Below are 25,152 nucleotides of genomic sequence, written 5' to 3' on the forward strand. Positions count from 1 at the left end.
TTGCTGGCCGGCATCGCGCGGTGCGGACCTGCCCGCCACCCGGGCAAGCAAACATGCACAACCGCCTCAATTGAAACTCAATCAACGCGCTATGGTGGAGCCAAGTTGATTTGGCCGAATGTGGCTTTCGCGGTATCAGAGCTTCGAACCGCCCCAATCCCCTGAATTCTCGACAGACTGGCAAGCTCGCTTTCGGTGCTTGCGGCCGACGCTTCGTCTCGAAGCCGATCTCTTTCGAGCCGTCTGTTCGTCCGCCCCGTTACAGCGAGGATCTTCCAACCGTCGGCAGCCGGCGCGAAAACGCGACATGGTTGTTCCCGCCGGTTGAACGTACCAACGCTTGAGGAGGACCAAGGCCATCATGAATGCCCTATCTTTCACGAAACGCAGTATCCGCACCCCGGCCGGCGCGCCGCCGATCCACCGCTTTCACGTTGGCCAGCTCGTGCGCACCAAAGACCCACTGACGCGGGAGTCCACCACCGGGGAAACCTATCGCATTACCGCGACGCTGCCGATCCGCGACAATGCGCTCCAGTATCGCATCCAGAGCAGCCGGGAAATTCATGAGCGAGTGGCGGACGAGAGCAATCTCGAAGTGGTTGCCAGCGGCGGCAAGGACGGTCCGGCCCTGGCCGACCGCACGTTCAGGAGAACGCATATCCTTTAGGGGTCAATGTGCTGTGATGGCGTTGCACGACGTCACATTGCCACCCGCGGGCTTGCGCCTGCGCCAACGACTACAGCCAAGAAGGATGACGCCATGCCACTGAGCTTCCCCAACCAGAGCCGAAGCTTCGACGACACGAGGAACGCCGTTCGCTTCCTCGGCCATGATGGCATGTTCGAAGTGCCTTTCTACGTGGAGGCGGCGGCGCTGTCGCGTGATGCCCCCACCCGTACGACCGAAGCGGCCTGCCTCCTGGCTTTCGACGCCGCACGCGGCAAGATCTACGAGGCGGCAAAGGCGACCTATGCCCATGGCCGCCGCACGATCTACGTCCTGACGGCCGCGGACTTCCGCTAGGGCCGAGCAAGCCATGTGTTGCCGATATCCGCCCTTAAGCCGGCGGTAACGGCGCAGCCGTCATATCTGGTGTGAGCAAAGCATCAGGGGCCGGCATGGCGGACGCAGACAAACAGAACAATACCTCGGCCAGGCAAGCAGGCCGCATCGTCGTGGTGACGGCTGGCGGGGAAAATCCCTGGATCATGATCAATGCGCTCGCCCAGCGCTTCGACGATATCGTCGTTTTCCAGGAACAGCCGGAACCGAAGGGTCCCTTCCTGCGCCGCCGGGCGAAAAAACTCGGCTGGCCGAATGCGATCGGGCAGCTGGCAACCATGGTTGCTTCGCGCTTCGGAAAGCGCTTCACCCGCAAACGGGCCGCAGAAATTCTCGCGCTCTACGGCGTCTCAGGCACGCCCGACGCGCGCGTGCCCGTTCGCCAGATCGTATCCGTCAACGACGAAGCCGCCGTTTCGCAGATCCGGGCCGTCGCCCCGCAGGTCGTCTTCCTCATCAGCTGCCGCATGCTGAAGCCGGCGACGCTGGCGCAGATCCCCTGCCCGGTCATCAATTTCCATGCCGGCATCAATCCCTTGTATCGCGGCCTGATGGGCGGCTACTGGGCGCGGATCAACGACGACGTCGGCAATTTTGGCGCCACCGTGCATCTCGTCGATGAAGGCGTCGACACCGGCAGCGTCCTCTACCAATCCCGACAGGTGCCAGCGCGCGCCGATACGATGCACACCTACCCGCTGCTGCAGACCGCCGCATCCACCGGCATCGCCATTGCCGCCGTCGAGGATGCGCTTAGGGGCCGGCTGCGCCCCGTCGATGTCGCAGGTCCGTCGCAACAATGGTATCACCCGCCGATCTGGACCTGGCTCGGCAACGGAATTCGCCGCGGCATCTGGTAGAAAAACAACAGACAGCCCGGCCCCGCGCGGCCCATGCTAGAGCGATGCGAAACGGCCGTAACACCCTGTAATGTCTTGATGTCACCGGCGACCGGATAACCCGGCGCGCGGGCTTGCCCGCGCCGTGCCAGCGCGTAGAGTGCGGCAAGCCCTGGAGCTTGCGGAGCGGCGTCGTTTTTGGACATATCCAACGTCGTGGCGAGGTGAGCCACCGCGTCGGGACATGCGCATTGTCTGACTTCGGGACCACGCATCGTTCAGGCGTGCAAAGGTCGCTGGAGCGCTTGGGAGTGCTGCATGTCCTTGGCCTTCGATCGGATCCGATCAAGGCAAACATGCAGGAAGAGGAGAACGACACCCGATGGCAGATCGCATTATCGTCTACTGGCGCGACATCCCGGCCCAGGTCATCATCAAGAAGGGCCGCACGACCGCCAAGCGCGAGCTGTCACTGCGCTTCACCGAGGCGATCGACATGTGCGCCATGCGCACCGGCGCTGCCGAAACCGACGATTATCTTGCCGAGTGGCGCAAGGCCGAGCCTCAGCCGGTCTCCGACGAGCTGGAGGCGGAAGCCGACCGGGCAGCAGCCGAACTCGAGGCCGCCTATGACCGCGAGCGGCTGGTCGCTCTCGTCAAGTCCGGAGGCCGCGACAATGGCTGAGCCGAAGGCCGCAGCCGCCGCGCAGCCGCCCATCGTCAAGGGCAATGCGGCCCCCGGCGCCAAGGCCGCAACGGGTGCCTTTACGCCTGCCGGCGTCTCGCCGAGCCGTCGCTCGCGCCACAAATACACGGTCCGCCTCTGGGCCGTGCGCAATTCGCGCTTCCTCGAATGGTTCTACCACCGCTTCGCCGACCTGTTCCTGCTTCTGCATCCGCTGTGGAAGGCGATCGGCTACAGCAGGGTGGAGCGACCCGTCACCTTCGTCGAGCGTCACGTCAAGGGCTTCCTCTTCGACTGTCGCATGTGCGGCCAGTGCGCGCTGTCGTCGACCGGCATGTCCTGCCCGATGAACTGTCCCAAGCAGTTGCGCAACGGCCCCTGTGGTGGCGTCAGGGCCAATGGCAACTGCGAGGTCGAGCCGGATATGCCGTGCGTCTGGGTTCAGGCGTGGAAAGGCTCGCAGAACATGACGAGGGGTGATGCGATCTTGAATGTGCAGCAGCCGGTGAACCAGTCGTTGCGCGAAACGTCTTCCTGGCTGCGGGTGACGGCGGAAGCAGCCGCCCGGCGCGAGGCCCAGGCGAAAGAGAACCAGGCATGAGCCCCGATTACAACCCATACGATCCCGGCGCGCCGCTCGATCCCCTGCCGGGACACTCCTCGCGCGGACGGCTCGAGCGCGTGCTGCGGCGCGGCGAATTTGCCGTGACCGCCGAGCTCAACCCGCCCGACAGCGCCAATCCGCAGGATGTCTATGAGCGCGCGGCGATCTTCGACGGCTGGGTCGACGGCATCAACGCGGTCGATGCGTCCGGCGCCAACTGCCACATGTCCTCGGTCGGCATCTGCGCCCTTTTGACCCGCATGGGCTATGCCCCGATCATGCAGATCGCCTGCCGCGACAAGAACCGCATCGCCATCCAGGGCGACGTGCTCGGCGCTTCCGCCATGGGCGTGCAGAACATCATGTGCCTGACGGGAGACGGCGTGCAGGCAGGCGACCAGCCGGGCGCCAAGCCGGTCTTCGACCTCGACTGCATGTCGCTGCTCGAAACCGTGCGCATCATGCGCGACAACTCGAAATTCCTGTCGGGCCGCAAGCTGACGACGCCGCCGCAGGTGTTTCTCGGCGCCGCCATCAACCCCTTTGCGCCGCCCTACGACTTCCGCCCCTATCGCCTCGCCAAGAAGATCGAGGCCGGCGCACAGTTCGTCCAGAGCCAGTACTGCTTCGACGTGCCGATGTTCCGCGAATACATGAAGAAAGTGCGCGACCTCGGGCTCGACGAAAAGTGCTTCATCCTCGTCGGCGTCGGGCCGATGGCATCGGCCAAGACAGCGCGCTGGATCCGCTCCAACGTGCCCGGCATCCACATTCCCGACAGCATCATCACGCGGCTCGAAGGCGCGCAGGACCAGAAGAAGGAAGGCAAGCAGCTCTGCATCGACATCATCAACGAGGTCAAGGAGATCAAGGGCGTCTCCGGCGTCCACGTCATGGCCTACCGGCAGGAAGAATATGTCGCAGAGATCGTGCATGAATCCGGCGTCTTGAAGGGCCGCCAGCCCTGGAAGCGCGAGACGCTGCCGGCCGATGCGCTGGTGGCCGAGCGGCTGGAGCACATTCGCGAAGGCAAGGAAGAAAACCAGCAGGAGATGGCGGGCGCTGCAGCCCACCACCCTCACTGACGACGTTCACAGACACACCGGCGCCGGCAAGCCCGGCCGCTTTCATCGATCAACGGGTGCGATAACGAAACCCGACGCCACAGGATCAAAGGATCTGACATGACCCGTACCATCGTCGCTTCCGCCACCCGCGAAATCATCATCGGCTTCGACCAGCCCTTTTGCGTCATCGGCGAGCGCATCAACCCGACCGGCCGCAAGAAGCTGGCCGCCGAAATGATCGAGGGCAATTTCGACACCGTGATCAAGGATGCGCTGGAACAGGTGGCAGCCGGTGCAACCATGCTCGACGTCAATGCCGGCGTCACCGCCGTCAACCCGAACGAGACCGAACCGCCGCTGCTCGTCAAGACGCTGGAAATCGTCCAGGGCCTCGTCGACGTGCCGCTGTCGATCGACAGCTCCGTGTCGGCGGCGATCGAGGCGGCCCTGCGCGTCGCCAAGGGGCGGCCGCTGGTCAACTCGGTGACGGGCGAAGAGGAAAAGCTCGAGGCGATCCTGCCGCTTTGCAAGAAATACGACGTGCCGGTGGTCGCCATCTCCAACGACGAGACCGGCATTTCGATGGATCCGGACGTGCGCTTTGCCGTTGCCAAGAAGATTGTCGAGCGCGCCATGGATCACGGCATCAAGCCGCACGACATCGTGGTCGATCCGCTGGTCATGCCGATTGGCGCGCTGGGCGACGCTGGCCGCCAGGTGTTTGCGCTGCTGCGCCGTCTGCGCGAGGAGCTGAAAGTCAACACCACCTGCGGCCTTTCCAACATCTCCTTCGGCCTGCCGCATCGCCACGGCATCAACGCCGGCTTCATCCCCATGGTCATCGGCGCCGGCATGACGTCGGCGATCATGAACCCCTGCCGCCCGCAGGAAATGGAGGCCGTTCGCGCCGCCAATGTGCTCAACGGCACCGACGCCAACTGCACCAACTGGATCAGGACCTACCGCGACCACAAGCCGGCAGAAGGCGGCCACGCCGTGGCGGCAGCAGCAGCACCGGCAGCCTCCGGCGGCCGTCGCGGCGGCCGCGCTGGACGCACCGGCGGGGCTGCGGCAAGCGAATAGTTTTTCGATCAGCGTCGAACCGCGACCAGAGGAACAATCCGTTGACGAGAAGCTACCTGCGCCTCTTTGCCGTGATCGTTCCCTTGGCCCTCATCGCATGTGCTGTTTGAGGATGCGGCCGAGTTCAAAAGGTTCTACGCTGCGCTCAGGATCTACGTTCTGCCGGTCCTGTTTGCAAACCTCGCCGTGCTTGCCGTCATACTACTGGCGGCATTCACCAAGAGGATCGACTTCGGCTCGCAGGAAAGAGTCATAAAGGTCTTTTCCCGGGCAAGCTCGATCACACTGGCGGCCGCGTTTGCCTGGGCAATCGCAGCCGTAAAGCTCACCACGGCATCATAGTCAGGCATCCGACCGCCGCTGTCGCGGCACAAGAGTAGGGATCAACGATGACAACGCGCCGACTTCACCTGGACACGTTCACGCTCTTTTTCGAGGCTCCATTCGTGATGGCACTTCGGCTGCACGAGATGCAGATGGCGGCCCTGACCGGCAAGAGCCAGGATTCGACCGAGATCACCCGCATGGTTTCGGAGAAGGTCGCGGCCACCGCCGAGAGCGCGATGGCGGTGAACATGGCGCTCTGGCGCGCCGCCTTCGACAACACGATGCGGCTGATGACCGGCGGCAACGCGTCGTTCGGCCTGGGCGGCACGGCGATCGCCGCCGCCGCGCTCAAGCCCTACGGCACACGCGTGCGCGGCAATGCACGGCGGCTGTCGCGCAAATCGTCGTGAACCGATAGGCCCGCGGGCGCACAACCCGCGGGAAATGATGCTCGCAGATCTTTCCATGTCGGGATCTGACAACTATCAGGCTGCATTCCGGTGCAGTCTGGAGCCGTTTACCCGTGCTTGGGCTCACCAGCCGAAGCGGGCTTTAGGAAAGACAGAACAGAATGCGCATCGAAGGCACTTCCGAGATCGAGACCAACATGACCGAAGCCGCGCATAAGGATCCCCTCGTTCTGTTCATGCCGTCGGGCAAGCGCGGCCGGTTTCCGGTCGGAACCCCGGTGCTCGATGCCGCCCGCTCGCTCGGCGTCTATGTCGAAAGCGTATGCGGCGGCCGCGCCACCTGCGGACGCTGTCAGATCGAGGTGCAGGAAGGCAACTTCGCCAAGCACAAGATCGTCTCCTCCAACGATCATATCTCGCCGCTCGGCCCCAAGGAGCAGCGCTACGCCTCCGTGCGCGACCTGCCGGACGGGCGGCGCCTGTCCTGTTCCGCCCAGATCCTCGGCGATCTCGTCATCGACGTGCCGCAGGACACCGTCATCAACGCGCAGGTGGTGCGCAAGGCTGCAACCGACCGCGTGATCGAGCGCAACGCCGCCATCCAGCTCTGCTATGTCGAGGTCGACGAGCCCGACATGCACAAGCCGCTCGGCGATCTCGACCGCCTCAAGGTGATGCTGGAAAAGGACTGGGGCTGGAAGGATCTGCTGATCGCGCCGCACCTGATCCCGCAGGTGCAGGGCATCCTGCGCAAGGGCAATTTTGCCGTCACCGCCGCCATCCATCGCGACATGGATTCCTCGCGCCCCTTCATCGTCGGCCTGTGGCCGGGCCTGAAGAACGAGGCCTATGGCATCGCCTGCGACATCGGCTCGACGACCATTGCCATGCATCTCGTCTCGCTGCTGTCGGGCCGTATCGTCGGCTCGTCGGGCACCTCGAACCCGCAGATCCGCTTCGGCGAGGATCTGATGAGCCGCGTTTCCTACGTGATGATGAACCCGGATGGCCGCGAGGCCATGACCAGGGCGGTGCGCGAGGCGGTCAACAGCCTGATCGGCAAGGTCTGCGCCGAAGGTGAGGTCGACCGCCACGACATTCTCGACATGGTCTTCGTCGGCAACCCGATCATGCACCATCTGTTCCTCGGCATCGACCCGACCGAACTCGGCCAGGCGCCGTTCGCGCTCGCCGTTTCCGGCGCGCTGCAGTACTGGGCGCACGAGATCGACATCGACGTCAATCGCGGCGCAAGGCTCTACATGCTGCCCTGCATCGCCGGCCATGTCGGCGCCGATGCCGCCGGCGCCACGCTTTCCGAAGGGCCGTACCGCCAGGACAAGATGATGCTGCTCGTCGATGTCGGCACCAATGCCGAGATCGTGCTCGGCAACAGGGAGCGTGTCGTCGCCGCCTCCTCGCCGACAGGACCCGCCTTCGAGGGGGCCGAGATCTCCTCGGGCCAGCGCGCAGCACCCGGCGCCATCGAGCGCGTGCGCATCGACCCCGAAACGCTCGAGCCGCGCTTCCGCGTCATCGGCGTCGACAAGTGGTCCGATGAGGAGGGATTTGCGGAAGCCGCAGCCTCCGTCGGCGTCACCGGCATCTGCGGCTCGGCGATCATCGAGATCGTCGCCGAGATGTATCTCTCCGGCATCATCTCGCAGGACGGCGTCGTCGACGGCGCGATGGCGGCAAAAAGCCCGCGCATCATCCCGAACGGCCGCACCTTCTCCTACCTGCTGCACGAGGGCCAGCAGCGCATCACCGTGACGCAGAACGACATCCGCGCCATCCAGCTCGCGAAAGCCGCCCTTTATGCCGGCATCAAGCTGCTGATGGAAAAGCTCGATATCGACCATGTCGACACCATCCGCTTTGCCGGCGCCTTCGGCTCCTTCATCGATCCGAAATACGCCATGGTGCTGGGCCTGATCCCGGACTGCGATCTCGAGGAAGTGAAGGCCGTCGGCAATGCCGCCGGCACCGGCGCGCTGATGGCGCTCCTGAACCGCGGCCACCGCCGCGAGATCGAGCAAACCGTCAGCAAAATCGAGAAGATAGAAACGGCTCTTGAATCAAAGTTTCAGGAGCATTTCATCAACGCCATGGCGATGCCGAACAAGGTCGACGCCTTCCCGAAGCTCTCTCAGGTCGTCACCTGGCCAGAACCCAAGGTGGCAGCGGACGATGGCGAAGGCGGCGGCCGCAGGCGCAGGCGCAGCCGGGAGTAACGACTGACCTCTTCCAGCTCCGAGCGGACACCTCGCCGAATTGACGGCTGGAATGGTTAAACAGTCGAGTGCGCCATCCCCTTCTCCCCGCCTGCGGAGAGAAGGTCGCGGCAGCGGGATGAAGGGCGGCCGCGACGGCCTACGATCACGTCAAACGCCCACCTCGCCGATCCCCCGATCAAGAAAGACGCCAACAGACCTCGCCTGCAACGTCCGGGACGGGATCAGGCAAGCGTCCGACCGAACCTTGAGAAGCCCTAACCACCCAGCGCGATCGTCACGGCGACGAGCACGGCGCCGATCGCCGCCATGGCGAAGGCCATCGGCCAGGGGCTTCGGCCCATGTACTGGCCGAGCCGTGCGCCGACGGCAAAGAGCATGACGAGCGCGATGGCGTTCGAAACGCGCATGGCGACATCGATCCGCTCTATGAACAGGAAGGGAATGCTTGGCGGCAGCGTCGAGATCGCGACCAGCGCAAAGATTGCAAGCGCTGCCTTGAGGTCTGCCCCCGTGACGACGGATTGGCGGCCGGTGCGCGGCAGATCCCGGGCGCGGAGAAGCAGGGCGTCGATCTCGGGCTCGGACGCAACCAACCTGACAGTGTCGGGCAGATTGTCCAAGAACCGCTGGCGCGACCGTTCGAGCGGCTCGCGCCGGAGCGCGTCAATGAAGCCGCGGCGCCTCACCCGCTCCACCGCGTTCGTCAGCACGTGCATGACGCCGTCGACGATGCCCCAGGCGAGATTGCAGCCGAAAGCGGCAACGAGGACGGCATTGACCTTCTCGCCGCCGCCGACGGCCGCACTCATCGTGCCGGTGAAGGACAACGCCATCAGCAGCCCGAAGATGATCTCCGACAGCCGATCGATCGGATCGAGTATGCCCCGCGGCCGGTCATCTTTTCCCATGCCACCCCCATGGCGAAGGTCAGCGGTTCACGCAGGGACCGCGACCTGACGTTCGGTCAGGCCACAGCGGATGCGAGCCGAACTTCACCCGCCTGTATCCTCAGTTCGGCGAACGCGTCGCGGACATGGTCGGCCACAGCCAGAACCGGCGCCGACGCACTGTCGATCACCTGCAGGCCGATATCATAGTGGCCGAGATCTGGAAGACCGTCACGTTCGCCCAGTTGCACCATGTCGCCCTGGACAAGGTAACGCGGCAGCGGCGCGATCGCGAGGCCGGCGAGAACGGCCGCACGCTGGCCCGTGGTATAGGCACTGAGGAAGGCGATGCGGAACTTGCGGCCGGCGCGCTGCAGCTTCTCCACCGCATCGGCCCGCCAGACGCAGCCATCCTCCCACATCGACACCGGCAGCGGGTCCTTGAGATGCGCATTGCCGCATTTGGCGCCGGCCCAGACCAGCTTCTCCTGCATCAGGATCTCTGCGTTCCTCGAGGACACAGCGGTCAGGCTGTTGAAGATGGCGATGTCCAGGCGGTGCTCGTCGACGCGCTTGCGCATGGCGGTGCTCATGCCGATCGAAACGTCGACCGTCACGTTCGGATAGGATTCGGCAAAGCGCTTGAGCACCTCCGGCAGAATGCGCTCGCCGACATCTTCCGGTGCCCCGACGCGCACGACGCCGTTCATGTCCGGCAGCAGGAAGCGCGACACCGTCTCGTTGTTGAGCGCCAGCAGGCGGCGGGCAAAGCCGAGCAGCAATTCGCCCTTCGGCGTCAGCGACACGGAGCGCGCATCGCGCAGGAACAGCGTACAGCCGAGCAGCTCCTCCAGCTTCTTGATCTGCATCGAGACGGCTGACGGCGTGCGGTAGACGGTCTCGGCAGCAGTGGTGAAGTTGCCGGTCTCGGCGATCGCGACAAAGGTCTTCAGCACATCCATTTCCAGAAGCGGAAGCGCGTGGCGCATCATCATGTTCATGGCGGCATCCTCGATCAATAAAACTGAAAGAAAGGTTCACATCATTTCGTTTGATTGAACATCAGCAAAGACCGATAGTCAAGCTGCAAGGACGCCAAAGGAAGGAAACCAGTCATGTCCGCGACAGCAATGGCCTTCGCCGCCCCGCTGGACATCCGGCACGCGAGCAAGGTGAAACCGAGGATGAACCACACGCCCGAACACGTGGTGGAGATCATTACGATCACGCCTGCCCTCAAGTCCAATCCCGACGGCGATCTGGTTCTCTCACTCCTCAACCGCGTGCAAGCGCTGATCGACGGCATTGCGCGCAAACGCCAGGCAAAACGCATCGCCCGAAATCGGGTGGAAGCTTACCGCGAACTGGCGAAACTGCCGAAGCGGGTCCGCAACGACCTCCTCTTCGGCGAGACACCAAATGATCACCAAGTTTGATGAAAAACATCAAACATATTCGTTTGAATGATGATTAGGGTTGCGACATATTCACATCGTGGTCGCGACCTCTGAGGCACTCAGAAGGAGCCATGAAATGTCTACCATCCATTTTTCCCAGACCTCGGAGCGGGCAACCTCCCACTCGTCCATCCCGGGTCTCTTCAATCTTCGTGCACGCGCCTGGGCTGCCTGGAAGCGCTTTGCCAACGAGCGTGCCCTTGAAAACCTGTCCTACGACACGTTGAAGGACATCGGCTTTCCCTCGGTCGACGATGCGGTGCACAAGACCGAACAATGAATGACCGCGTAACCTGTTTTCGGGGACCCAAGACCCCGAGACCGAACCGCTGAAGGGCATCGTCGACAAGACGGTGCCCTTCCTGCTTTCGGGGCCTGCCTTCTCGCTTTCGTTGGCGCTTTTCGCCACTTCGCGGCGCTTGCCCGCCCATCGTGCCAACTTGTCCGATACCGACACCCGGCGCCCTCACCGTTCCCGCGTCGCTTTCGGCAAACACAACCCAGGGACGTTATTTCCGAAAATTGCGCATCCCTGGCGTTTCTTGTCAGATTGCGTCAGTTGCCGCGGCAAATCTGTCGCATTCCTTACAAAGACCGCCAGGCCGGCCCAGCGGTGGCTTTCAGGCCCAATGTCGCAATGCGAAATCTCTTTGCGGTCGCGGGTTTCCATGTCAGTGTCGCAAACAGACAAGCTGCACGGTATCTTCCAAGCGACGAATATACGGCATCGCCAAGCATGGGAAGCCTCATGAACAAGCCCTTGACCAAAAAGCGTTCCATCGTCTTCTTCCTGGTTCCGAATTTTTCCATGCTGCCATTTTCGGCTGCCATCGAAACGCTCCGCATCGCCAACCGCATGCTCGGTTACGAGGCCTATACCTGGCGCCTCACTTCGACCGACGGCGAGAAGGTTCTCTCTTCGAGCGGCATCGGCCTCGAGGTCAACTCGTCTCTCGCCGACGAGCGCAAGTTCCTGGGCGGCGAAAACCGCCCGTCGATGGTGCTGGTCTGTTCCGGCATCTATGTCGAGGATTTCAACAACAAGTCGGTCAATGCCTGGCTTCGCGAAGTCTACAATCGCGGCGTCGCCGTCGGCAGCCTCTGTACGGGCGCCCATGTGCTGGCCTCTGCCGGCCTGCTGACGGGCAAGCGCTGCGCCATCCACTGGGAAAACCTGCCGGGCTTCTCCGAAAACTTCCCGCAGGTCGACGTCTATGCCGACCTCTACGAGATCGACAGCAACATCTACACCTGCGCCGGCGGCACCGCCTCGCTCGACATGATGCTGAACCTGATCGACCAGGATTTCGGCGAGAACCTCGTCAACCGCGTCTGCGAACAGGCGCTGACCGACCGCGTCCGCGGCCCCCACGATCGCCAGCGCCTGCCGCTGCGCGCCCGCCTCGGCGTCCAGAACGCCAAGGTGCTGTCGATCATCGAGCTGATGGAGGGCAACCTGGCCGAGCCGCTGTCGCTTCTGGAGATCGCCGAAGGCGCTGATCTTTCGCGCCGGCAGATCGAGCGGCTGTTCCGCCAGGAAATGGGCCGCTCCCCCGCCCGCTATTACCTGGAGATCCGGCTCGACCGGGCTCGCCACCTGCTGATCCAGTCGTCGATGCCGGTCGTCGAAGTGGCGGTCGCCTGCGGCTTCGTCTCCGCCTCGCACTTCTCCAAGTGTTATCGCGAACTCTACAACCGCTCGCCGCAGCAGGAGCGCGCCGACCGCAAGCTGACGCTGCAGATGGCGCGGTAACAACTGGTGCCGCAGAAGACACGGAAAGGGCGGGATTATCCGCCCTTTTTGCTGACATAAGTTGCGACGAACGCGATGACGAGCCACCTTCCCGGTAGCGGCCGCCTGCCCCCGAGTATCCGTCATACTCGCGCTTGACCCGAGCATCCAGATGCTCGTGTCCATCACGCAGCAAAGCGTGTTGCCAGGTCACGCCTGAGGACGTGGCGGATCGGCACTTCAAGCATTCGCATCCAAAACCGTCTCCCCCGCAGCTCCCTCGCCTCATCAGCCTCGCTCGCGCCATGGGTGGCTTGCCCGATCGCGGATTTGCCTTGAAAGTTGCATCCTGGGAATCGCTGCGGGCGCAGCGCCTCGCTTGAACTCGAAACACTGCACCGTCAGGAGCAACTCGCCCTATGGCACCCGTGATCATCGACCCTGCAAAAGTCCGTGAATTCGCGGACAAGGAACGCTTCTACGCCTGGCTCGGAGCCAACCACGAGAGCGAAACCGAGGTCTGGATCAAGATCCACAAGGTCGGCTCAGGGCTCGCCTCGATCACGCCGAAGGAGGCGATCGACGTGATCCTGTGCTGGGGCTGGATCGACGGCGTGCGCAAGGGCTTCGATGACAAGAGCTTCATGCAGCGCTACACCCCGCGCGGCAAGAAGAGCATCTGGAGCCAGATCAATGTCGACAATGTCGCAAGACTGATCACCGAGGGGCGCATGACCCCGCACGGGTTGAAAGAGGTCGAGGCCGCCAAGGCCGACGGCCGCTGGGACCGCGCCTATGGCAGCGGCAAGGACATGAAGATCCCCGACGACCTGCAGGCCGCAATCGACGCCGAGCCTGAGGCGAAGGCGATGCTGGCGAAACTCAGCGCCCAGAACCGTTTCGCGCTCGCCTTCCGCACCCACAACATGAAGACGGAGGCAGGTCGCAGAAAGAAGATCGAGACCTTCGTCGCGATGCTGAAGCGCGGCGAGACCATCTACCCGCAGGCGCAGAAATAGGCCCTGGCGCACCGGCACCTCAGGCTACAATCTTCTCGGCTCGGTGGCTCCGCTCAAGCTTCGGGGCGGAAGGCGCGCTCCAGTCCGGCAATGTCGAGCTTGATCATGCCGAGCATCGCCTCGGTCGCCCGCTTGGCGCGATCAAGATCGGGATGCGCGACCATATCGCCGAGCACGCTTGGCACGATCTGCCAGCAAAGCCCCCAGCGATCGCGGATCCACCCACATTGTTCGGCTTCACCGCCGTTTTCGAGCAACGCGTTCCAGAGGCGATCGATCTCTTGCTGAGTGTCGCACTGGATCATGATCGAAAACGAATGATTGAACGGATCAAGTGGCCCGGCCTCGAGCGCCAGGAAGTCCTGGCTGCCCAGTGTGAACTCGATCACCGTGACGCTGCCCGCCGGCCCGCTCGGCGATTCCGCCGGCATCACCGTCGTGCGGGTGATCGCTGAGCCGGGAACGAGCGAGATGTAGAATTCGACGGCCTTGAGCGCGTCCTTCTCGAACCAGAGATTTGAGACGACATTGGTCATATGCGGGCTCCTCCGTGCCAGCCTGGATCCTGCCCAGGTAACCGGAGGACGTTTCGCGGTCGGCGGATCCGACATGGGCTCAGGGTTTATTGCCTGCAAATGCAGAAAAGATTGGCCGATCCCGGCTTTCTAGGAAGCCAGCGCGTCGAGCAGCGCCAGCTCCGAGATCACCCGGTTTCGCCCGGCGTGCTTGGCCATGTAGAGAAACTGGTCGGCCGCATGCAGGTAATTGTCGAAAGATTCCGGCGTCTCGATGGTCGCAAGCCCGATCGAGACGGTGATCGAAAGCTCCTCGTCGTCGGCAAGGATGCGCGACCGCGCAAGCTCCATGCGCAGCTTCTCGCAGAAGGCAAAGGCCCGCTGCACGTCGAAGCCGTTGAACAGGATGCCGAACTCCTCGCCGCCGAGGCGGGCCAGCAGGTGTTCCTCGCCAACCAGCGTCGTCAACCGCTTGGCCACGTGCTTGAGGACGACGTCGCCGATCTCGTGGCCATAGGTGTCGTTCAGCCGCTTGAAATGGTCGATGTCGAGGATGGCGATCGCCGTCGTCTCCCCGCGCCGCAGGCACTGCTCGACGAGCCTCGGCCCAGTCAGGAAGAAATGGCGGCGATTGTAGATATCGGTCAGGTAGTCGCTCGCCGCCTGGCGCTGCAGCGTCTGCAGCCGCTTCTGGATGCCGGCGGCATAGGCGATGCGGCCGTTGAACTCGGCCTCCAGGAACGGCTTCTGGATGAAGTCGGTGCCACCGGCCTCGAGGAATTTCGCGCCGACCCGCCGGTCGCCGCTGTCGGAAAGCGCGATCACCGGCGGAGCCTCGTCGCCCTGTCGCCGGCGCACCTCGGCAAGGAGTGCAGCCCCGCTCATGTCCGAGAGATCCAGGTCGGTGACGACAAGATCGACCGCCTCGCCGGAATCGAGCACCTGCAGCGCTTCGGCGGCCGACGCCACCGCGCAGACGGATATCCGTTGCCGGCGCAGGATATCGGCAAGCTCGAGGCGCGACGGCGTGTCGGAATCGGCGAGCAATACCGTCGTCTTGCCGTTGGTGAGGGCCCGGTCGACGGCACCGATCAGGAGATTGATCGATTCCGGCTGGTTCTTGATCACGCAGTCAAGCGCGCCGCGACCGAGAATCTGGTCGCGCGTGCTGTCGTTGAACGCCGCGGTGAAGACCACGGCCGGCACGTTGTTGGCGAGGATGAAGTCGAGCGCTTCGCAATTGGGCGCATCGGGAAGATTGAGGTCGAGCACGGCGAGCGAGAAACTGCCCGGGGCCGCGGCCATTTCCTGGCGCAAAGCCTCGAGCGAGGCGCAGTGCGTGACGCGGATGCCATGCACCGTTTCAAGTCCGTATTTCAGCGCGGTGGCAAACATGCGGGAATCTTCGATGAGCAGCATGCGCTTGTCGCCGTGCTTCTGCACAGAATTCATCCGACCCGGCGTGCGGCGCAATCTCACGTCCCTGCAAATCCCGATTTCGAGCCGCAGGCGTGCTGTCCCGGAGGGCGACGCTGGCTCCCAATATACGATTATACCCGGCCCCGATCGCGCCAGACTTTGTGCCTTGGCCGACAGGATGGTACCGGGTTCCCCACTTTTATTGCGGCCGATTGAAGACGCTTGGGATTGCAATTTCGTTAATGCGGCAACCGTAAGGAGTCTTTTCTCGCGACCCGAGCAATTTTATGGGTCGCAAGCGCGGGAATGCCGTAAAAGCGCCGGCGCAGCTTGGCCGACGGACGAGCGACACCGCCTCGAAAGGGAGGCGGTGTGTGGTGTCCTTTGACGCAGCGATGCCGCGTCGGTGCTGTCAAACCTGCTGAACGCCGGCAAGCGTTATGCCGGAACTTTTACCTTTTCGCTCAGTGTCTTGATCTTGATCAGCGTGTCGAGGTTCTGGTTGACGCGGCAATAGAATTCCTCGTTGACGAACGGGCGCACGACGAAGTCGTTGCCGCCGGCCTTGAGGAAGCGCGCCGACAGAAGGCGGTTGGTCGAGGACGAGACGCCGATGATGCGCAACTGGTGCGGTCCATAGGTGCTGCGAATGCGCCGCGTCAGCTCGAAGCCGTCGATGTCGGGCATGTTGTAGTCGGTGATGACGAGGCCGATATCCGGGTTGTTCTTGAGGATTTCGAGCGCGGCCGCGCCGTTTTCCGCGGTGCTGGTGCGGAAATTGTAGCGTTTCAGCTGCGTCGTCAGAAGCGCGCGCGCCGTCGGGCTGTCATCGACCACCAGCACGTGGTGCTTGTGATTGGTCAGAAACCGGCAGACCGATTCCGCCAGCATGTCGACGGCAAAGACGCTGTCCTTGATGACGTAGTCGACGATCTCCTTGGCGAGGATCTTCTCGCGCGTGGATTCCTGGAACGAGCCGGTGAAGACCACCGTCGGCACGCTCATCTCGATGAGATAATTGAGCGCCTCGCCGTTCTCGGCACCGGGCAGATTGATGTTGGAAATGGCAAGCGAGGCCGGGAAAGTTGCATTTTCGACGGCAAACTGCAGATCGTCATAATCGCGGCAGACGATGACGTCGATGTCGAACAGCTCTTTCAGCCGCTTCGAGACCATCGACGAAAACAGGTTGGAGTCCTCGGCAAGCACGATGCGGTGCTCAGCAAGGGATTCGCCGGAATAGTACATCCCGGAAACGCCGAAAAATGACATTGGTCGCCTATAAGAAAGAGTGTCCCCGAAGCCATGCTAGAGGAGAAAGGCTTTCCCGGCTGTTAATGCCCGCCGCGCCGAAACGGCGCATCCCCCCGTCCGGCCGACGGCCGGCCACAGGCTGGCGAATGCCTTCGAGGACCGCCAGGACCGCTTCTCGCGAGAGCGGTTTCCTGAGAAAGGCCGCAGCACCGGCGGTAAGGCAGCGCTGGCGCATGCGCTCGTCGTGCGATCCGGTGATGCTCACGGCCGGAAGGGACGTATGGTGGGCACGCAGCCCTCGGCCAGCCTGCCGTGGGGATGACGCCCCATGACAATTCCCTGACCGCAGAACGGTTTCGGTATATGATGGCGGCATGAGCGAAACTCAGGCCCTCTTCGACGTGCTGCGGCAGTCCGCGGCCCCCGCCTTCGCCGATGCGTTGGAGCGCCACGTGCGCGATGCGCCGGATCACAAGCTTGGCCGTATCAACGCGCTCGCCTTTGCCGCCGCGCACGGTATCGACGAGGAAAGGACGATCGCCGGCTTCCTGCATGCCTCCCGCCTCGGCCTGTTCGAGCTGTCGTGGAATGTTCTGTGTCCGGGTTGCGGCGGCGTTCTCGATGCCAACACGTCGCTGAAGACCGTGCAGAGCGAGGCCTATACCTGCGCGCTCTGCGCGGCCGGCTACGAGCCGACGCTGGACGAGATGATCGAGGTGACGTTCACCGTCAGTCCGCGCGTCCGCCACATCGAGGCGCACAATCCGCACGAGCTGTCGGCCGCCGAATATTTCCGCCAGATCTACTGGGGCTCCGGCGTCGACCTGCCGGACGATGATTATGAACAGATGGTCGAAGAATTCCTTCTGGAGACGCTCGAACTGCCGCCCGGCGACAAGGCCGTCATCGCGTTGCAGCTTCCCGCCGAATTCGTCATCGTCTTCGAGCCGGTGACCCATGCCGCTCAGTTCATCGACGTATCGGGAGAGCCGACCAAGGAACGGCGTAACCTGTCCCTGGTGTTCGACCGCACGCACCGCCACAACGAAACCATCAGCCTGCAGCCGGGACCGCTGCGCATCCTGGTGGAAAATCACGCGGAAGTGCGCACGCTCCCGAGCGTCTGCGTCGCCGGCGAGGCACTGCACGCGCTGCTCGGCCGCCGGCGTCCGTTTCTGACGGCCAAGCGGCTCTTGTCCAACCAGACGTTCCGCGACATCTATCGCACCGACACCATCGACGTCGACCAGCGGCTGAAGATCACCAGCCTGACATTTCTGTTCACCGACCTGCGCGGGTCGACCGAGCTTTACGAGCGCGTCGGCGACCTTGCCGCCTTCGACCTGGTAAAAACCCATTTCAGCGTGCTCAACGAGATCGTTGCCGCCGAGGCCGGCGCCGTGGTCAAGACCATCGGCGACGCCGTGATGGCCACCTTCCCGACGCCCGACCGCGCCATTGCCGCCGCCATGCGGATGCGTGACGCCATGCGCAAGCTCAACCACGAGCGCAGCAGCGAGGATCTGCTGTTGAAGATCGGCATTCATGAAGGCCCTTGCATCGCCGTCAGCCTCAACGAGCGGCAGGATTACTTCGGCCAGACGGTCAACATCGCCTCGCGCGTCCAGCACCTTGCGACCGCTCACGAAATCTTTGCCACCGGCGCCGTGCTGCAGGATCCGGCCACGGCCGGCCTGCTCAGCGAACGCGGCCTTAATCCGATGACCCACAACGTGACGCTGCGCGGCATCACCAACGAGATCAGCATCTTTGCCATCCCGTGAGCGTGGAGGCAGGCTGCCTCAATCGGCCAGAAACGCCAGTAATCCGTACAAAAGGTCGAAGAACAAGGAGGGCGCCTGTGAGAGCAGCGCGCCGCTGCCAAAGCCGATGACGCCCCCTGTGGCCGCGCCCGTCCAACCGCCGGCTTCCCAGCCTGGAAAGATCCCTATGGCGGTCGCCATTCCGACGAGGCCGACGATCCAGAGACCGTAAATGAGCGATCGCAACGCCCTGTCCATGCCACCTCTCCTGCCTCACCCCGGGTGAGACGTGCCAGGGTCGTGCGCGCCGTAGCCCCCAAGGGCCGGTTCAGCGGCAGATTTCACCCTTGCATTGCAGATGGAAACGAAAACACGTCATTGCAAGTGGCATCGGAAAGGTGGTGGCTGAGACACTCGTGCGGCCTTCCGATTGAATGTGCGATCAACGTACCGGGCCGGCCGGGTCCGGTCGAGCAGCGTAAGGCATCGCGTGGCGGCGTGGATGGGCGCACGCGGATCTCGACTGTACCGCCACCGATCGCGGGGCCAAAAGGCTCAGCCGTTCCGTCGCGGCCGGCGGATGGCCCTCACCTTGCCGCTTGGACCGCCGCCGCAGAAGAAGCGGTCGCCGCCATCCGCCTCCAGTCCCGACACGCCCGTGCCCGCCGGCATGTCGAGGCGCTCCAGCACCGCGCCGGTCCCGGGGTCGATCCGCCTGATGTCGCTGTCGTCGCCTTCCCAGGTGCCATGCCAGAGGTCGCCGTCGACCCAGGTGACGCCGGTGACGACGCGGTTGGATTCGATCGTGCGCAGGATCGCGCCGGTTTCCGGATCGATCTGATGGATCTTTCGCCCGCGATGCTGCCCGACCCAGAGCGTGCCTTCGGCCCAGGCAAGGCCTGAATCGCCGCCGTGCCCGGGCGCCGGGATCGTCGAAAGGACCTGCCCGGTCTTCGGATCGATCTTGCGGATGCGATCCTCGGCGATCTGGTAGAGGTGCTGCCCATCGAAGGCCGTGCCCGCATGGGCTGCAACGTCAATCGAGCGCACCGTCTCGCCGCTCTCGGGGTCGAGCGCGTTCAGCCTGTCGCCCGTGGCAAACCAGACGTGGCGGCCGTCGAAGGTCACGCCATGCACCTGGTCGGCTCCGGGAAAGGGCCCGTATTCGCGGATGATTTCGGCCGTCCTGCGTTTCATCGTTTCATTCTCCTGCATACCGACTGGCATTGGGGATTGACGCGCGGCACCGACGCGAGCGCCGGCCCGAGCCATGCACTCTAATCGCTCGGCAGCGGACCGGGGAGTAACAACACTGTCGGGAAACCGGGCATCGGCGGCGTCATCCAACGGCGCGCGCGCCCCTGTCCGACCGGCAGCACCTTGCCTGCGGCCGACAGCGCATCCAGCGCGCGCAGCACCGTGCGCGGGCTCGCGCCCAGCGCCATCGCGAGCGCCGAACTCGCCCATGCCTCGCCGTCGGCAAGCAGGGCGAGCACGGCGCCATGTTGCCCCTCCTCCGGCGGCGTCATGACCGCGACATCGGCGGCACCGATCGGCACCAGGACGAAACCCCGCGTCGTTGCGCGTATCTCTGCGAGATCGCACAGTTCTGCCCGCAGCCGCCCGATCTCGACGCGCAGCCGCGCCCGGTGCGTCTCATCGGCATGGCGCGCTCCAAAGGCGCGGGCAAGAAGCGTCCCTCGCGACACATCATCCGGCCAGGCCTCGCCAAGCGTTCTCGCCAGCGCAAACAGGACCGGCCGGCTTGCAAGCGACACCACCCTGTCGCCAGCCCGCACGCCGTGGCGGCACGCATCGACGACGAGAGCGCCCGACGCCAGCAACGCCTCGACCTCCGCCAGCAGCAGAACTCGCTGCTCGCCGCGCGCAACCAGGCGCGCAGCCGGCGTCGCCAGAAAGGCCGATGCCTCCTCCACTTCCGCATCGAGTGCGGCAATCTTGGCCTCGCGCGCAGCCTCGCGTGCCTTGGCCAGCGCCTCGCGTGCCTGCTGTGTGCGCAGGCGGCGCATGGCAATACCCGCAACGATAAGGGCGTGAGCGGCCCGATGCGCCGGCGAAAACGCCGTCGGGTCGAGACCTGAAAGCGCCTTCTCCGCCTCGTCGAGGCGACCGACCAGCACCAGGCGACGGACCTGGAGATGGCGGGCATGCGCGGCGTTGATGCGGTCTTGATGGGCCTCGAGCGTGGCGCGCGCCGTCTCCAGCGCCTTTTCCGGAAAGCCGAGATCGCGCGAGACGAGGGCAATCTCGGCTTCGGCGACGACACACCGCGCCCGCGCAACCGCTTCGCGCGGGCCAAAGGCGCGCGCGGCAGTCTTCAGAAGGGCTTTTGCGCGCGCATAGTCGCCGAGTTGCGCCATCGCGATGCCGCGCAGCGCCAGCGCCGGCGGGTCGTCGCGCAGCGCCACACGCTTCAGCGCGCCGAGCAGATCGCCTGCCGCAAGCGCCCGCGCCGCAGCCGTGATCAGCGAATCCATGACAATCCCGCCAAACTTGTAACTCCCGTCCCGCGAGCAACCGGCGCTAACTGTATCTGCGGATCGGCAGCGACCGCGCCAGACCAGCCGCCAGACCAGCCAAGGAATGGATAGCCGAAAATGACGACGCACAGAACCGCAACGATCGATCGAGCCAGGAGGCCGATCATGCCGGTCATGGCTGATCGGCTCTCACTGCTTGCCGGCCCGATCTTCGCGATCATGGCGCTCTTCACCGCCTTCCTGCCTGCCGACGCAGCGGACATACTCTGCAGCACCTCGGCCGCCTCCCCGCTGACCGGAATGACGGCAATGTACGCCCTGATGTGCCTCTTCCACCTCCCGCCCTGGCTGAGACTGCTCGGCTCCTCGCAAGATGTGGAGCAGCAACCGTGACGCAGGACGGCCATGCCCCAGAACATTCGACACAAGGGAATAGACCCATGCAGAACGAAATCGTTTCACCTGACGCGTGGCTGAAGGCCCGCCTCGAGCTGCTTGCCGCCGAAAAGGAATTCTCCCGGCAAAGGGAGGCCCTGACGCGCCGCCGCATGGCGATGCCGTGGGAACGGGTGGAGAAATCCTACCGCTTCGAAGGGCCGACCGGCGCCCTGTCGCTGGCCGATCTCTTTGCCGGGCGCTCGCAACTGATCGTCTATCACTTCATGCTGGCTCCGGACTGGCAGGAAGGCTGCAAGCACTGTTCGTTCTGGGCCGACAATTTCGACGGCATTCCGGTCCATCTCAATCATCGCGACGTCACCTTCACGGCCGTATCGCGCGCACCGTTCGCCCAGATCGAGGCCTACAGAAAGCGCATGGGCTGGCGCTTTCCCTGGGTGTCGTCCTTCGAAAGCGACTTCAATTTCGACTTTCAGGTCTCACGCACGACCGAACAGCTCGCCAAGGGCGAGGCGTTTTACAATTACAGGATCCAGCCGAGCACCGTCTCGGAACAGGTCGGCATCAGCGTGTTCTTCAGGAACGACGAGAACGAGGTGTTCCACACCTACTCCTGCTACTCGCGCGGGGTGGAGATGGTGAACGGCGCCTATCATTACCTCGATCTCGTGCCCAAGGGGCGCGATGAGCACGACCTGGCCTACCCGATGGAATGGGTGCGCCGCCACGACCAGTACTGAGGGGCCGGTCAGTCGAGTGCGAGTGTCTCGCCATCGGCGGGGATTCGCAGCTTCGACGCCGAGATGCCCCGCGCCTTTGCGGCGGCGCTCAGGTCCTGCCGGCTGATCGTTGCATGGTCGAGCGCTTCCATGTGGGTGGCGATCACCACCGCATCGCCGGATTGCTCGCAGACGGCAACTGTCTGTTCGGCATCCATGACGATCAGGTCGCCATCCCAGCGCGCGCCGCAGGAATGGGTGACGATGATGTCGGGCTTCGTCTGCGCGATCGCATCTGCAACCGGCGGATAAAGGACAGTGTCCCCGGTCCAATAGATCGACGGCTCGCCTTCGGCCTCGATCGTCAAGCCCATCACCTGGCCCATCAGTTCGACAACGGGTCCAAGACCGTGGCTGCCTTCGCGCCGGGTCAGCGTCAGCCCCTGCCATGTGGCGCGATCGACGAGCGGCGTGACATCGGTAAAGCCCGCGGCGCGGATCTCGCCTTCGTCGCCCGGCTGACAGAAGATCGGCAGGTCTTTCGGCAGGCGCTGCTTGGCGACGTCGTCGAAATGGTCGGAATGCAGATGCGAGACGATCACCATTTCGACGCCGGCGAGGATCTGTTCGATCGCAACGGGAAGGTCGACCATCGGGTTTTCCGACCGGTTGGCAAAGGACGGCAGGCTGTGTTTTGGCGCGAGATAAGGATCGATCAGCACGGTCCGACCGGCATAGTCGAGCTTCAGGGTGGCGTTGCGGATCAACTGCAGTTTCATGGGGCGCATCCTCTGGCGACATCCGGCATTTGACGGTCGCCGGATCGTTGCCATTGCGACGACAAAATCAAGCCCCGAAATGCGGCTATCGCCAGTTGCAATCCCAAGGCTGTCCGCGTGCTGCCCTGGTGCAGGCAAAGGTGCGGCCGCAGGTATGGATGGCGCTCATCGACGTGCGGCCCCGGCCAGAGCGCCGGGCGAGCGTCTCGCGCGCGGCCATCTGGGCGCTCGCCGGGCAATTGGCATAGCTCTTCTTCTTGGCGTCATCGGGCGCCGTGATGGTGTTGGAAGGCGCCTTCCTGGCGGGCATCTCGTCGGTGCTGCGCGCCTTCGACGGTTCGGGCAGCTTGGCCTCGCGCTTGATGTCGACGCAACGGCCGCCCTTCAGTTGCTGGCTTTGCGTGCAGACGAGTGGACAGATCCGCGTCTTGTGCGCCCGCAATCGTTCCAGCACATCGCCGGTCGGCTCGAGCGCGGCAAGCTCGACCTTGGTGAGTTTGGAAAACTGCTCCAGCGCCCGGCGACTGCCGAGCCCCCAGAGCCCGTCTTCGCTGCCGGCGCGGCAGCCGATCCGATTGAGTTCCTTCTGCACGGAGCGCACCAGTTCGCGGTCCGGCTCGACGGCCTGAAGCGCCGTGGCAGCGGCTTGCGGTGGTGGCGTCAGCGCGGCCAGCTCATCCGGCTGCCCGGCCTGCGGCTGCGGTTTCATCGCGCCCTGCAGCGCAGCGGCAGCCTCGCCGCCGGCCGCGCGCTCGATGATCCGGATCTTCGCCCTTGCCAGCGAAGCAAAGGTACCATCGGGATATTGCTGGAGATAGGCATCGAAGAGATCGCGGTCGCTCGCCTCCTTGATCGTCTCCCAATAGGCAAGCTCGGCCGCACCGCCGCTGCCGGCCGTTGCGGCAAGCGGCGCTGTGGCCGGGTTCAGCACCACTTCGCCGGTCAGCGAAGAGCTGTCCCAGGGCACCTGCTTGCCATCGGTCGCCTCCAGCACGTCGCGGCGCACGTCGGTCAGTTCGCGGGTGATGTCCCGGCCGGGCTTGCCGAGGTGTCGCAACAGAGCGGCGGTGAAGGGCGAGTTGCGCCCGGCGCCATCGAGCGCGACATTGCCGGGCTGGGTGGCAAAGGCGATCAGCGAGCCGACGCCGGTGCCGACCTTGGCAAGCCCCCGGCCGATCGAGCTCGAGCGCGTACCCATCGAGCGGGCCAGGTTGACCGCCAGCGGATTGTCGCGGCAGGCATCGAGGAAGACTAGGTTGACCCGCGTCTCGCGCTCCATCGCCGAAAGCACGAGGTTCATCGGCACCGCCTCGAATTCGAGGTCGATATAGGAGGTGAGCCTGGCGTCGACGGGGGCGATATAGTTCTCCCCATTCACCTGCAGGCCGTGGCCGGCATAATAGAACAATGCAAGGTCTGCGCCGTCGAGCTTGCCGACGAAATCGCGAACCGTGCGGCGCACGCCGGAAAGGTCGAGGTCGCGCCCGACGACGACCTCGAAGCCGAGCGCCTTCAGCTTGGCGGCCATGTCGCCGGCGTCGTTGTCGGGGTTGGGCAGCATCGGCACATGCTGATAGGCGGAATTGCCGATGACCAGAGCGACCCGCTTGGCGGCAAGCGCCTGCGATGAGATCAGCATCAGGACGATCGTGATGACCATGCGAAGGCAATGCATGTCCTACACCCCCGGGGACATGGCACCCGTGCCCCCCATGAAAGTCGCCTGCCCCGCCGCTGCACATCGGCAGATCACCAGGAGCGTGCGATCCAATTCGCCCCCTGTCAATGCGGCCGGTCTGCGGCCGGGGCTGCGATCGTGAGACAAGATCCGGGCCCGCGTGCCTACAGGCAATAACGGGCGTTCGCGTCGTTTCATTCAATCGCCAAATGGAATTAGCGCGCCCTCGCCCATTCGGCCTAGGCATTGCAAGACAAGGCGCGAAACGGAAAACGGCGCCGGTTGCCCCCGACGCCGTTCTGAAATCCGTTGAAGAGTATGCGCTTACTTGACGATCGCCGAACCGTTGACGATCTCGACATTCTCGTCGCCCTGCAGGCCGATGCGGTCGCCGCTCGGCGTGGTCACGAAGCATCCGCTGGGGCAGATCATCTCGGTTGCACCCGAACCGATCGCCACTTCCATGCGGCTTTCGCCCTCGACGACAACCAGAACAGCGGTCTCGCCATCCTTGTTCGTGACGGTCGCGGCCGAAACCGCCCCTGCCGCCAGCACGCCGGAAAGCAAAGCAATCACAAATGTCTTCATCGCCCATCGACGCATGCAGCGCCGCCCTTTTGCACAGCAGGCCGCCCCGTCGGATCAGCGACGATGGCTCCTGCCACCTCTTCAGCCCCTGACAGCCTAGACCGTCAAAAGAAGAATTGCATGC

General features: G+C 64.0%; 28 protein-coding genes. 17 read left to right on the plus strand and 11 right to left on the minus strand.

Annotated elements, in window-relative coordinates:
• Positions 1-361: 361 nt before the first annotated feature.
• The 10 genes from RTP54_RS10455 to RTP54_RS10500 all read left to right on the plus strand — a co-directional run bounded on the left by RTP54_RS10455 (position 362) and on the right by RTP54_RS10500 (position 8,315).
• A complete protein-coding gene (locus tag RTP54_RS10455) occupies positions 362-670 on the plus strand; it encodes a hypothetical protein (RefSeq protein ID WP_112815676.1) in 309 nt (102 codons plus the stop codon).
• 93 nt (positions 671-763) lie between these two features.
• Entirely contained in the window at positions 764-1,027 is a 264-nt protein-coding gene (locus RTP54_RS10460) for a DUF1488 domain-containing protein (protein ID WP_312362426.1), read from the plus strand.
• 95 nt (positions 1,028-1,122) lie between these two features.
• Entirely contained in the window at positions 1,123-1,926 is an 804-nt protein-coding gene (locus RTP54_RS10465; protein WP_312362428.1) for a formyl transferase, read from the plus strand.
• A 361-nt stretch (positions 1,927-2,287) separates the two neighbouring features.
• Positions 2,288-2,590, plus strand: coding sequence for a virulence factor (locus RTP54_RS10470; protein WP_112815678.1), 303 nt, complete (start codon positions 2,288-2,290; stop codon positions 2,588-2,590).
• Positions 2,583-3,191, plus strand: coding sequence for a methylenetetrahydrofolate reductase C-terminal domain-containing protein (locus RTP54_RS10475; protein WP_312362432.1), 609 nt, complete (start codon positions 2,583-2,585; stop codon positions 3,189-3,191). The genes RTP54_RS10470 and RTP54_RS10475 overlap by 8 nt, the downstream gene beginning before the upstream one ends.
• Positions 3,188-4,279 (plus strand): methylenetetrahydrofolate reductase, encoded by a 1,092-nt coding sequence (locus RTP54_RS10480; protein ID WP_112811065.1) that lies wholly within the window; start codon positions 3,188-3,190, stop codon positions 4,277-4,279. Before RTP54_RS10475 ends, RTP54_RS10480 begins: the two co-directional genes overlap by 4 nt.
• 99 nt (positions 4,280-4,378) lie before the next feature.
• Positions 4,379-5,344 (plus strand): methyltetrahydrofolate cobalamin methyltransferase, encoded by a 966-nt coding sequence (locus RTP54_RS10485; RefSeq protein ID WP_312362434.1) that lies wholly within the window; start codon positions 4,379-4,381, stop codon positions 5,342-5,344.
• Between the two features lie 99 nt (positions 5,345-5,443).
• Positions 5,444-5,686: a hypothetical protein gene (locus RTP54_RS10490; protein ID WP_312362436.1), complete on the plus strand. Its 243-nt coding sequence runs from the start codon at positions 5,444-5,446 to the stop codon at positions 5,684-5,686.
• A gap of 47 nt (positions 5,687-5,733) precedes the next feature.
• A complete protein-coding gene (locus tag RTP54_RS10495; protein WP_112811068.1) occupies positions 5,734-6,081 on the plus strand; it encodes a hypothetical protein in 348 nt (115 codons plus the stop codon).
• A 161-nt stretch (positions 6,082-6,242) separates the two neighbouring features.
• Entirely contained in the window at positions 6,243-8,315 is a 2,073-nt protein-coding gene (locus tag RTP54_RS10500; protein ID WP_312362438.1) for an ASKHA domain-containing protein, read from the plus strand.
• 257 nt (positions 8,316-8,572) lie between these two features.
• Here RTP54_RS10500 and RTP54_RS10505 read toward each other — a convergent pair whose 3' ends face one another.
• Both RTP54_RS10505 and RTP54_RS10510 read right to left on the minus strand, forming a co-directional pair.
• The gene (locus RTP54_RS10505; protein WP_112811070.1) at positions 8,573-9,226 is read right to left on the minus strand and encodes a VIT1/CCC1 transporter family protein; all 654 of its coding nucleotides are present in this window, start codon (positions 9,224-9,226) and stop codon (positions 8,573-8,575) included.
• Between the two features lie 56 nt (positions 9,227-9,282).
• Positions 9,283-10,206 carry a LysR substrate-binding domain-containing protein gene (locus RTP54_RS10510; RefSeq protein ID WP_112811125.1) on the minus strand — a complete coding sequence of 308 codons (924 nt, stop codon included), beginning with the start codon at positions 10,204-10,206 and terminating at the stop codon, positions 9,283-9,285.
• Between the two features lie 114 nt (positions 10,207-10,320).
• On the opposite strand from RTP54_RS10510, the gene RTP54_RS10515 reads away from it, so the two are divergent.
• From RTP54_RS10515 to RTP54_RS10530, 4 genes are all read left to right on the plus strand, one after another.
• A complete protein-coding gene (locus RTP54_RS10515) occupies positions 10,321-10,641 on the plus strand; it encodes a hypothetical protein (RefSeq protein WP_312362442.1) in 321 nt (106 codons plus the stop codon).
• 97 nt (positions 10,642-10,738) lie between these two features.
• Positions 10,739-10,942, plus strand: coding sequence for a hypothetical protein (locus tag RTP54_RS10520; RefSeq protein ID WP_112811072.1), 204 nt, complete (start codon positions 10,739-10,741; stop codon positions 10,940-10,942).
• 468 nt (positions 10,943-11,410) lie between these two features.
• The gene (locus tag RTP54_RS10525) at positions 11,411-12,415 is read left to right on the plus strand and encodes a GlxA family transcriptional regulator (RefSeq protein WP_077503882.1); all 1,005 of its coding nucleotides are present in this window, start codon (positions 11,411-11,413) and stop codon (positions 12,413-12,415) included.
• A 398-nt stretch (positions 12,416-12,813) separates the two neighbouring features.
• Positions 12,814-13,413, plus strand: coding sequence for a YdeI/OmpD-associated family protein (locus tag RTP54_RS10530; protein WP_312362444.1), 600 nt, complete (start codon positions 12,814-12,816; stop codon positions 13,411-13,413).
• A 53-nt stretch (positions 13,414-13,466) separates the two neighbouring features.
• On the opposite strand, the gene RTP54_RS10535 is transcribed toward RTP54_RS10530, so the two are convergent.
• The 3 genes from RTP54_RS10535 to RTP54_RS10545 all read right to left on the minus strand — a co-directional run bounded on the left by RTP54_RS10535 (position 13,467) and on the right by RTP54_RS10545 (position 16,619).
• Positions 13,467-13,949 carry a VOC family protein gene (locus RTP54_RS10535; protein WP_312362446.1) on the minus strand — a complete coding sequence of 161 codons (483 nt, stop codon included), beginning with the start codon at positions 13,947-13,949 and terminating at the stop codon, positions 13,467-13,469.
• A 129-nt stretch (positions 13,950-14,078) separates the two neighbouring features.
• Positions 14,079-15,380 (minus strand): sensor domain-containing diguanylate cyclase, encoded by a 1,302-nt coding sequence (locus RTP54_RS10540; protein ID WP_112833552.1) that lies wholly within the window; start codon positions 15,378-15,380, stop codon positions 14,079-14,081.
• Between the two features lie 405 nt (positions 15,381-15,785).
• On the minus strand, positions 15,786-16,619 hold the full coding sequence (locus RTP54_RS10545; protein WP_112811076.1) for a response regulator: 834 nt from the start codon (positions 16,617-16,619) through the stop codon (positions 15,786-15,788).
• A gap of 356 nt (positions 16,620-16,975) precedes the next feature.
• Between RTP54_RS10545 and RTP54_RS10550 the strand changes: the two genes are divergently transcribed.
• Complete coding sequence (locus RTP54_RS10550) at positions 16,976-18,385, plus strand: adenylate/guanylate cyclase domain-containing protein (RefSeq protein WP_112811081.1); 1,410 nt, start codon at positions 16,976-16,978, stop codon at positions 18,383-18,385.
• Between the two features lie 18 nt (positions 18,386-18,403).
• Here the strand turns inward: RTP54_RS10550 and RTP54_RS10555 are convergent, their stop codons facing one another.
• The 3 genes from RTP54_RS10555 to RTP54_RS10565 form a co-directional block, all read right to left on the minus strand.
• Entirely contained in the window at positions 18,404-18,622 is a 219-nt protein-coding gene (locus RTP54_RS10555) for a hypothetical protein (RefSeq protein WP_312362450.1), read from the minus strand.
• Between the two features lie 297 nt (positions 18,623-18,919).
• Positions 18,920-19,561, minus strand: a complete 642-nt coding sequence (locus RTP54_RS10560) for a DUF5074 domain-containing protein (protein WP_112811083.1) — start codon at positions 19,559-19,561, stop codon at positions 18,920-18,922.
• An 80-nt stretch (positions 19,562-19,641) separates the two neighbouring features.
• Positions 19,642-20,862 carry a helix-turn-helix domain-containing protein gene (locus RTP54_RS10565; protein WP_312362454.1) on the minus strand — a complete coding sequence of 407 codons (1,221 nt, stop codon included), beginning with the start codon at positions 20,860-20,862 and terminating at the stop codon, positions 19,642-19,644.
• Positions 20,863-21,030: 168 nt separating this feature from the next.
• Between RTP54_RS10565 and RTP54_RS10570 the strand changes: the two genes are divergently transcribed.
• Together RTP54_RS10570 and RTP54_RS10575 are read left to right on the plus strand one after the other, a co-directional pair.
• Entirely contained in the window at positions 21,031-21,258 is a 228-nt protein-coding gene (locus RTP54_RS10570; protein WP_312362456.1) for a hypothetical protein, read from the plus strand.
• Positions 21,259-21,305: 47 nt separating this feature from the next.
• Positions 21,306-22,004 carry a DUF899 domain-containing protein gene (locus RTP54_RS10575; RefSeq protein WP_312362458.1) on the plus strand — a complete coding sequence of 233 codons (699 nt, stop codon included), beginning with the start codon at positions 21,306-21,308 and terminating at the stop codon, positions 22,002-22,004.
• Between the two features lie 8 nt (positions 22,005-22,012).
• On the opposite strand, the gene RTP54_RS10580 is transcribed toward RTP54_RS10575, so the two are convergent.
• The 3 genes from RTP54_RS10580 to RTP54_RS10590 all read right to left on the minus strand — a co-directional run bounded on the left by RTP54_RS10580 (position 22,013) and on the right by RTP54_RS10590 (position 25,028).
• Complete coding sequence (locus tag RTP54_RS10580; protein ID WP_312362460.1) at positions 22,013-22,762, minus strand: MBL fold metallo-hydrolase; 750 nt, start codon at positions 22,760-22,762, stop codon at positions 22,013-22,015.
• An 85-nt stretch (positions 22,763-22,847) separates the two neighbouring features.
• A complete protein-coding gene (locus RTP54_RS10585; protein ID WP_312362462.1) occupies positions 22,848-24,437 on the minus strand; it encodes a caspase domain-containing protein in 1,590 nt (529 codons plus the stop codon).
• Between the two features lie 327 nt (positions 24,438-24,764).
• Entirely contained in the window at positions 24,765-25,028 is a 264-nt protein-coding gene (locus RTP54_RS10590) for a hypothetical protein (protein ID WP_112811087.1), read from the minus strand.
• Positions 25,029-25,152 lie beyond the last annotated feature (124 nt).

Source organism: Ensifer sp., assembly GCF_031989085.1.
Lineage (GTDB): Bacteria > Pseudomonadota > Alphaproteobacteria > Rhizobiales > Rhizobiaceae > Ensifer.

Excerpts from the sequence above, each read along its gene's own strand:
- RTP54_RS10545 (WP_112811076.1), bottom strand. The coding sequence starts at position 16,619 with ATGTCATTTTTCGGCGTTTCCGGGATGTACTATTCCGGCGAATCCCTT.
- RTP54_RS10570 (WP_312362456.1), top strand. The coding sequence starts at position 21,031 with ATGCCGGTCATGGCTGATCGGCTCTCACTGCTTGCCGGCCCGATCTTC.
- RTP54_RS10585 (WP_312362462.1), bottom strand. The coding sequence starts at position 24,437 with ATGCATTGCCTTCGCATGGTCATCACGATCGTCCTGATGCTGATCTCA.
- RTP54_RS10480 (WP_112811065.1), top strand. The coding sequence starts at position 3,188 with ATGAGCCCCGATTACAACCCATACGATCCCGGCGCGCCGCTCGATCCC.
- RTP54_RS10510 (WP_112811125.1), bottom strand. The coding sequence starts at position 10,206 with ATGAACATGATGATGCGCCACGCGCTTCCGCTTCTGGAAATGGATGTG.
- RTP54_RS10455 (WP_112815676.1), top strand. The coding sequence starts at position 362 with ATGAATGCCCTATCTTTCACGAAACGCAGTATCCGCACCCCGGCCGGC.
- RTP54_RS10475 (WP_312362432.1), top strand. The coding sequence starts at position 2,583 with ATGGCTGAGCCGAAGGCCGCAGCCGCCGCGCAGCCGCCCATCGTCAAG.
- RTP54_RS10575 (WP_312362458.1), top strand. The coding sequence starts at position 21,306 with ATGCAGAACGAAATCGTTTCACCTGACGCGTGGCTGAAGGCCCGCCTC.
- RTP54_RS10590 (WP_112811087.1), bottom strand. The coding sequence starts at position 25,028 with ATGAAGACATTTGTGATTGCTTTGCTTTCCGGCGTGCTGGCGGCAGGG.
- RTP54_RS10560 (WP_112811083.1), bottom strand. The coding sequence starts at position 19,561 with ATGAAACGCAGGACGGCCGAAATCATCCGCGAATACGGGCCCTTTCCC.
- RTP54_RS10495 (WP_112811068.1), top strand. The coding sequence starts at position 5,734 with ATGACAACGCGCCGACTTCACCTGGACACGTTCACGCTCTTTTTCGAG.
- RTP54_RS10470 (WP_112815678.1), top strand. The coding sequence starts at position 2,288 with ATGGCAGATCGCATTATCGTCTACTGGCGCGACATCCCGGCCCAGGTC.
- RTP54_RS10465 (WP_312362428.1), top strand. The coding sequence starts at position 1,123 with ATGGCGGACGCAGACAAACAGAACAATACCTCGGCCAGGCAAGCAGGC.
- RTP54_RS10580 (WP_312362460.1), bottom strand. The coding sequence starts at position 22,762 with ATGAAACTGCAGTTGATCCGCAACGCCACCCTGAAGCTCGACTATGCC.
- RTP54_RS10460 (WP_312362426.1), top strand. The coding sequence starts at position 764 with ATGCCACTGAGCTTCCCCAACCAGAGCCGAAGCTTCGACGACACGAGG.
- RTP54_RS10555 (WP_312362450.1), bottom strand. The coding sequence starts at position 18,622 with ATGGACAGGGCGTTGCGATCGCTCATTTACGGTCTCTGGATCGTCGGC.
- RTP54_RS10505 (WP_112811070.1), bottom strand. The coding sequence starts at position 9,226 with ATGGGAAAAGATGACCGGCCGCGGGGCATACTCGATCCGATCGATCGG.
- RTP54_RS10525 (WP_077503882.1), top strand. The coding sequence starts at position 11,411 with ATGAACAAGCCCTTGACCAAAAAGCGTTCCATCGTCTTCTTCCTGGTT.
- RTP54_RS10520 (WP_112811072.1), top strand. The coding sequence starts at position 10,739 with ATGTCTACCATCCATTTTTCCCAGACCTCGGAGCGGGCAACCTCCCAC.
- RTP54_RS10535 (WP_312362446.1), bottom strand. The coding sequence starts at position 13,949 with ATGACCAATGTCGTCTCAAATCTCTGGTTCGAGAAGGACGCGCTCAAG.
- RTP54_RS10565 (WP_312362454.1), bottom strand. The coding sequence starts at position 20,862 with ATGGATTCGCTGATCACGGCTGCGGCGCGGGCGCTTGCGGCAGGCGAT.
- RTP54_RS10530 (WP_312362444.1), top strand. The coding sequence starts at position 12,814 with ATGGCACCCGTGATCATCGACCCTGCAAAAGTCCGTGAATTCGCGGAC.
- RTP54_RS10485 (WP_312362434.1), top strand. The coding sequence starts at position 4,379 with ATGACCCGTACCATCGTCGCTTCCGCCACCCGCGAAATCATCATCGGC.
- RTP54_RS10550 (WP_112811081.1), top strand. The coding sequence starts at position 16,976 with ATGAGCGAAACTCAGGCCCTCTTCGACGTGCTGCGGCAGTCCGCGGCC.
- RTP54_RS10500 (WP_312362438.1), top strand. The coding sequence starts at position 6,243 with ATGCGCATCGAAGGCACTTCCGAGATCGAGACCAACATGACCGAAGCC.
- RTP54_RS10540 (WP_112833552.1), bottom strand. The coding sequence starts at position 15,380 with ATGAATTCTGTGCAGAAGCACGGCGACAAGCGCATGCTGCTCATCGAA.
- RTP54_RS10515 (WP_312362442.1), top strand. The coding sequence starts at position 10,321 with ATGTCCGCGACAGCAATGGCCTTCGCCGCCCCGCTGGACATCCGGCAC.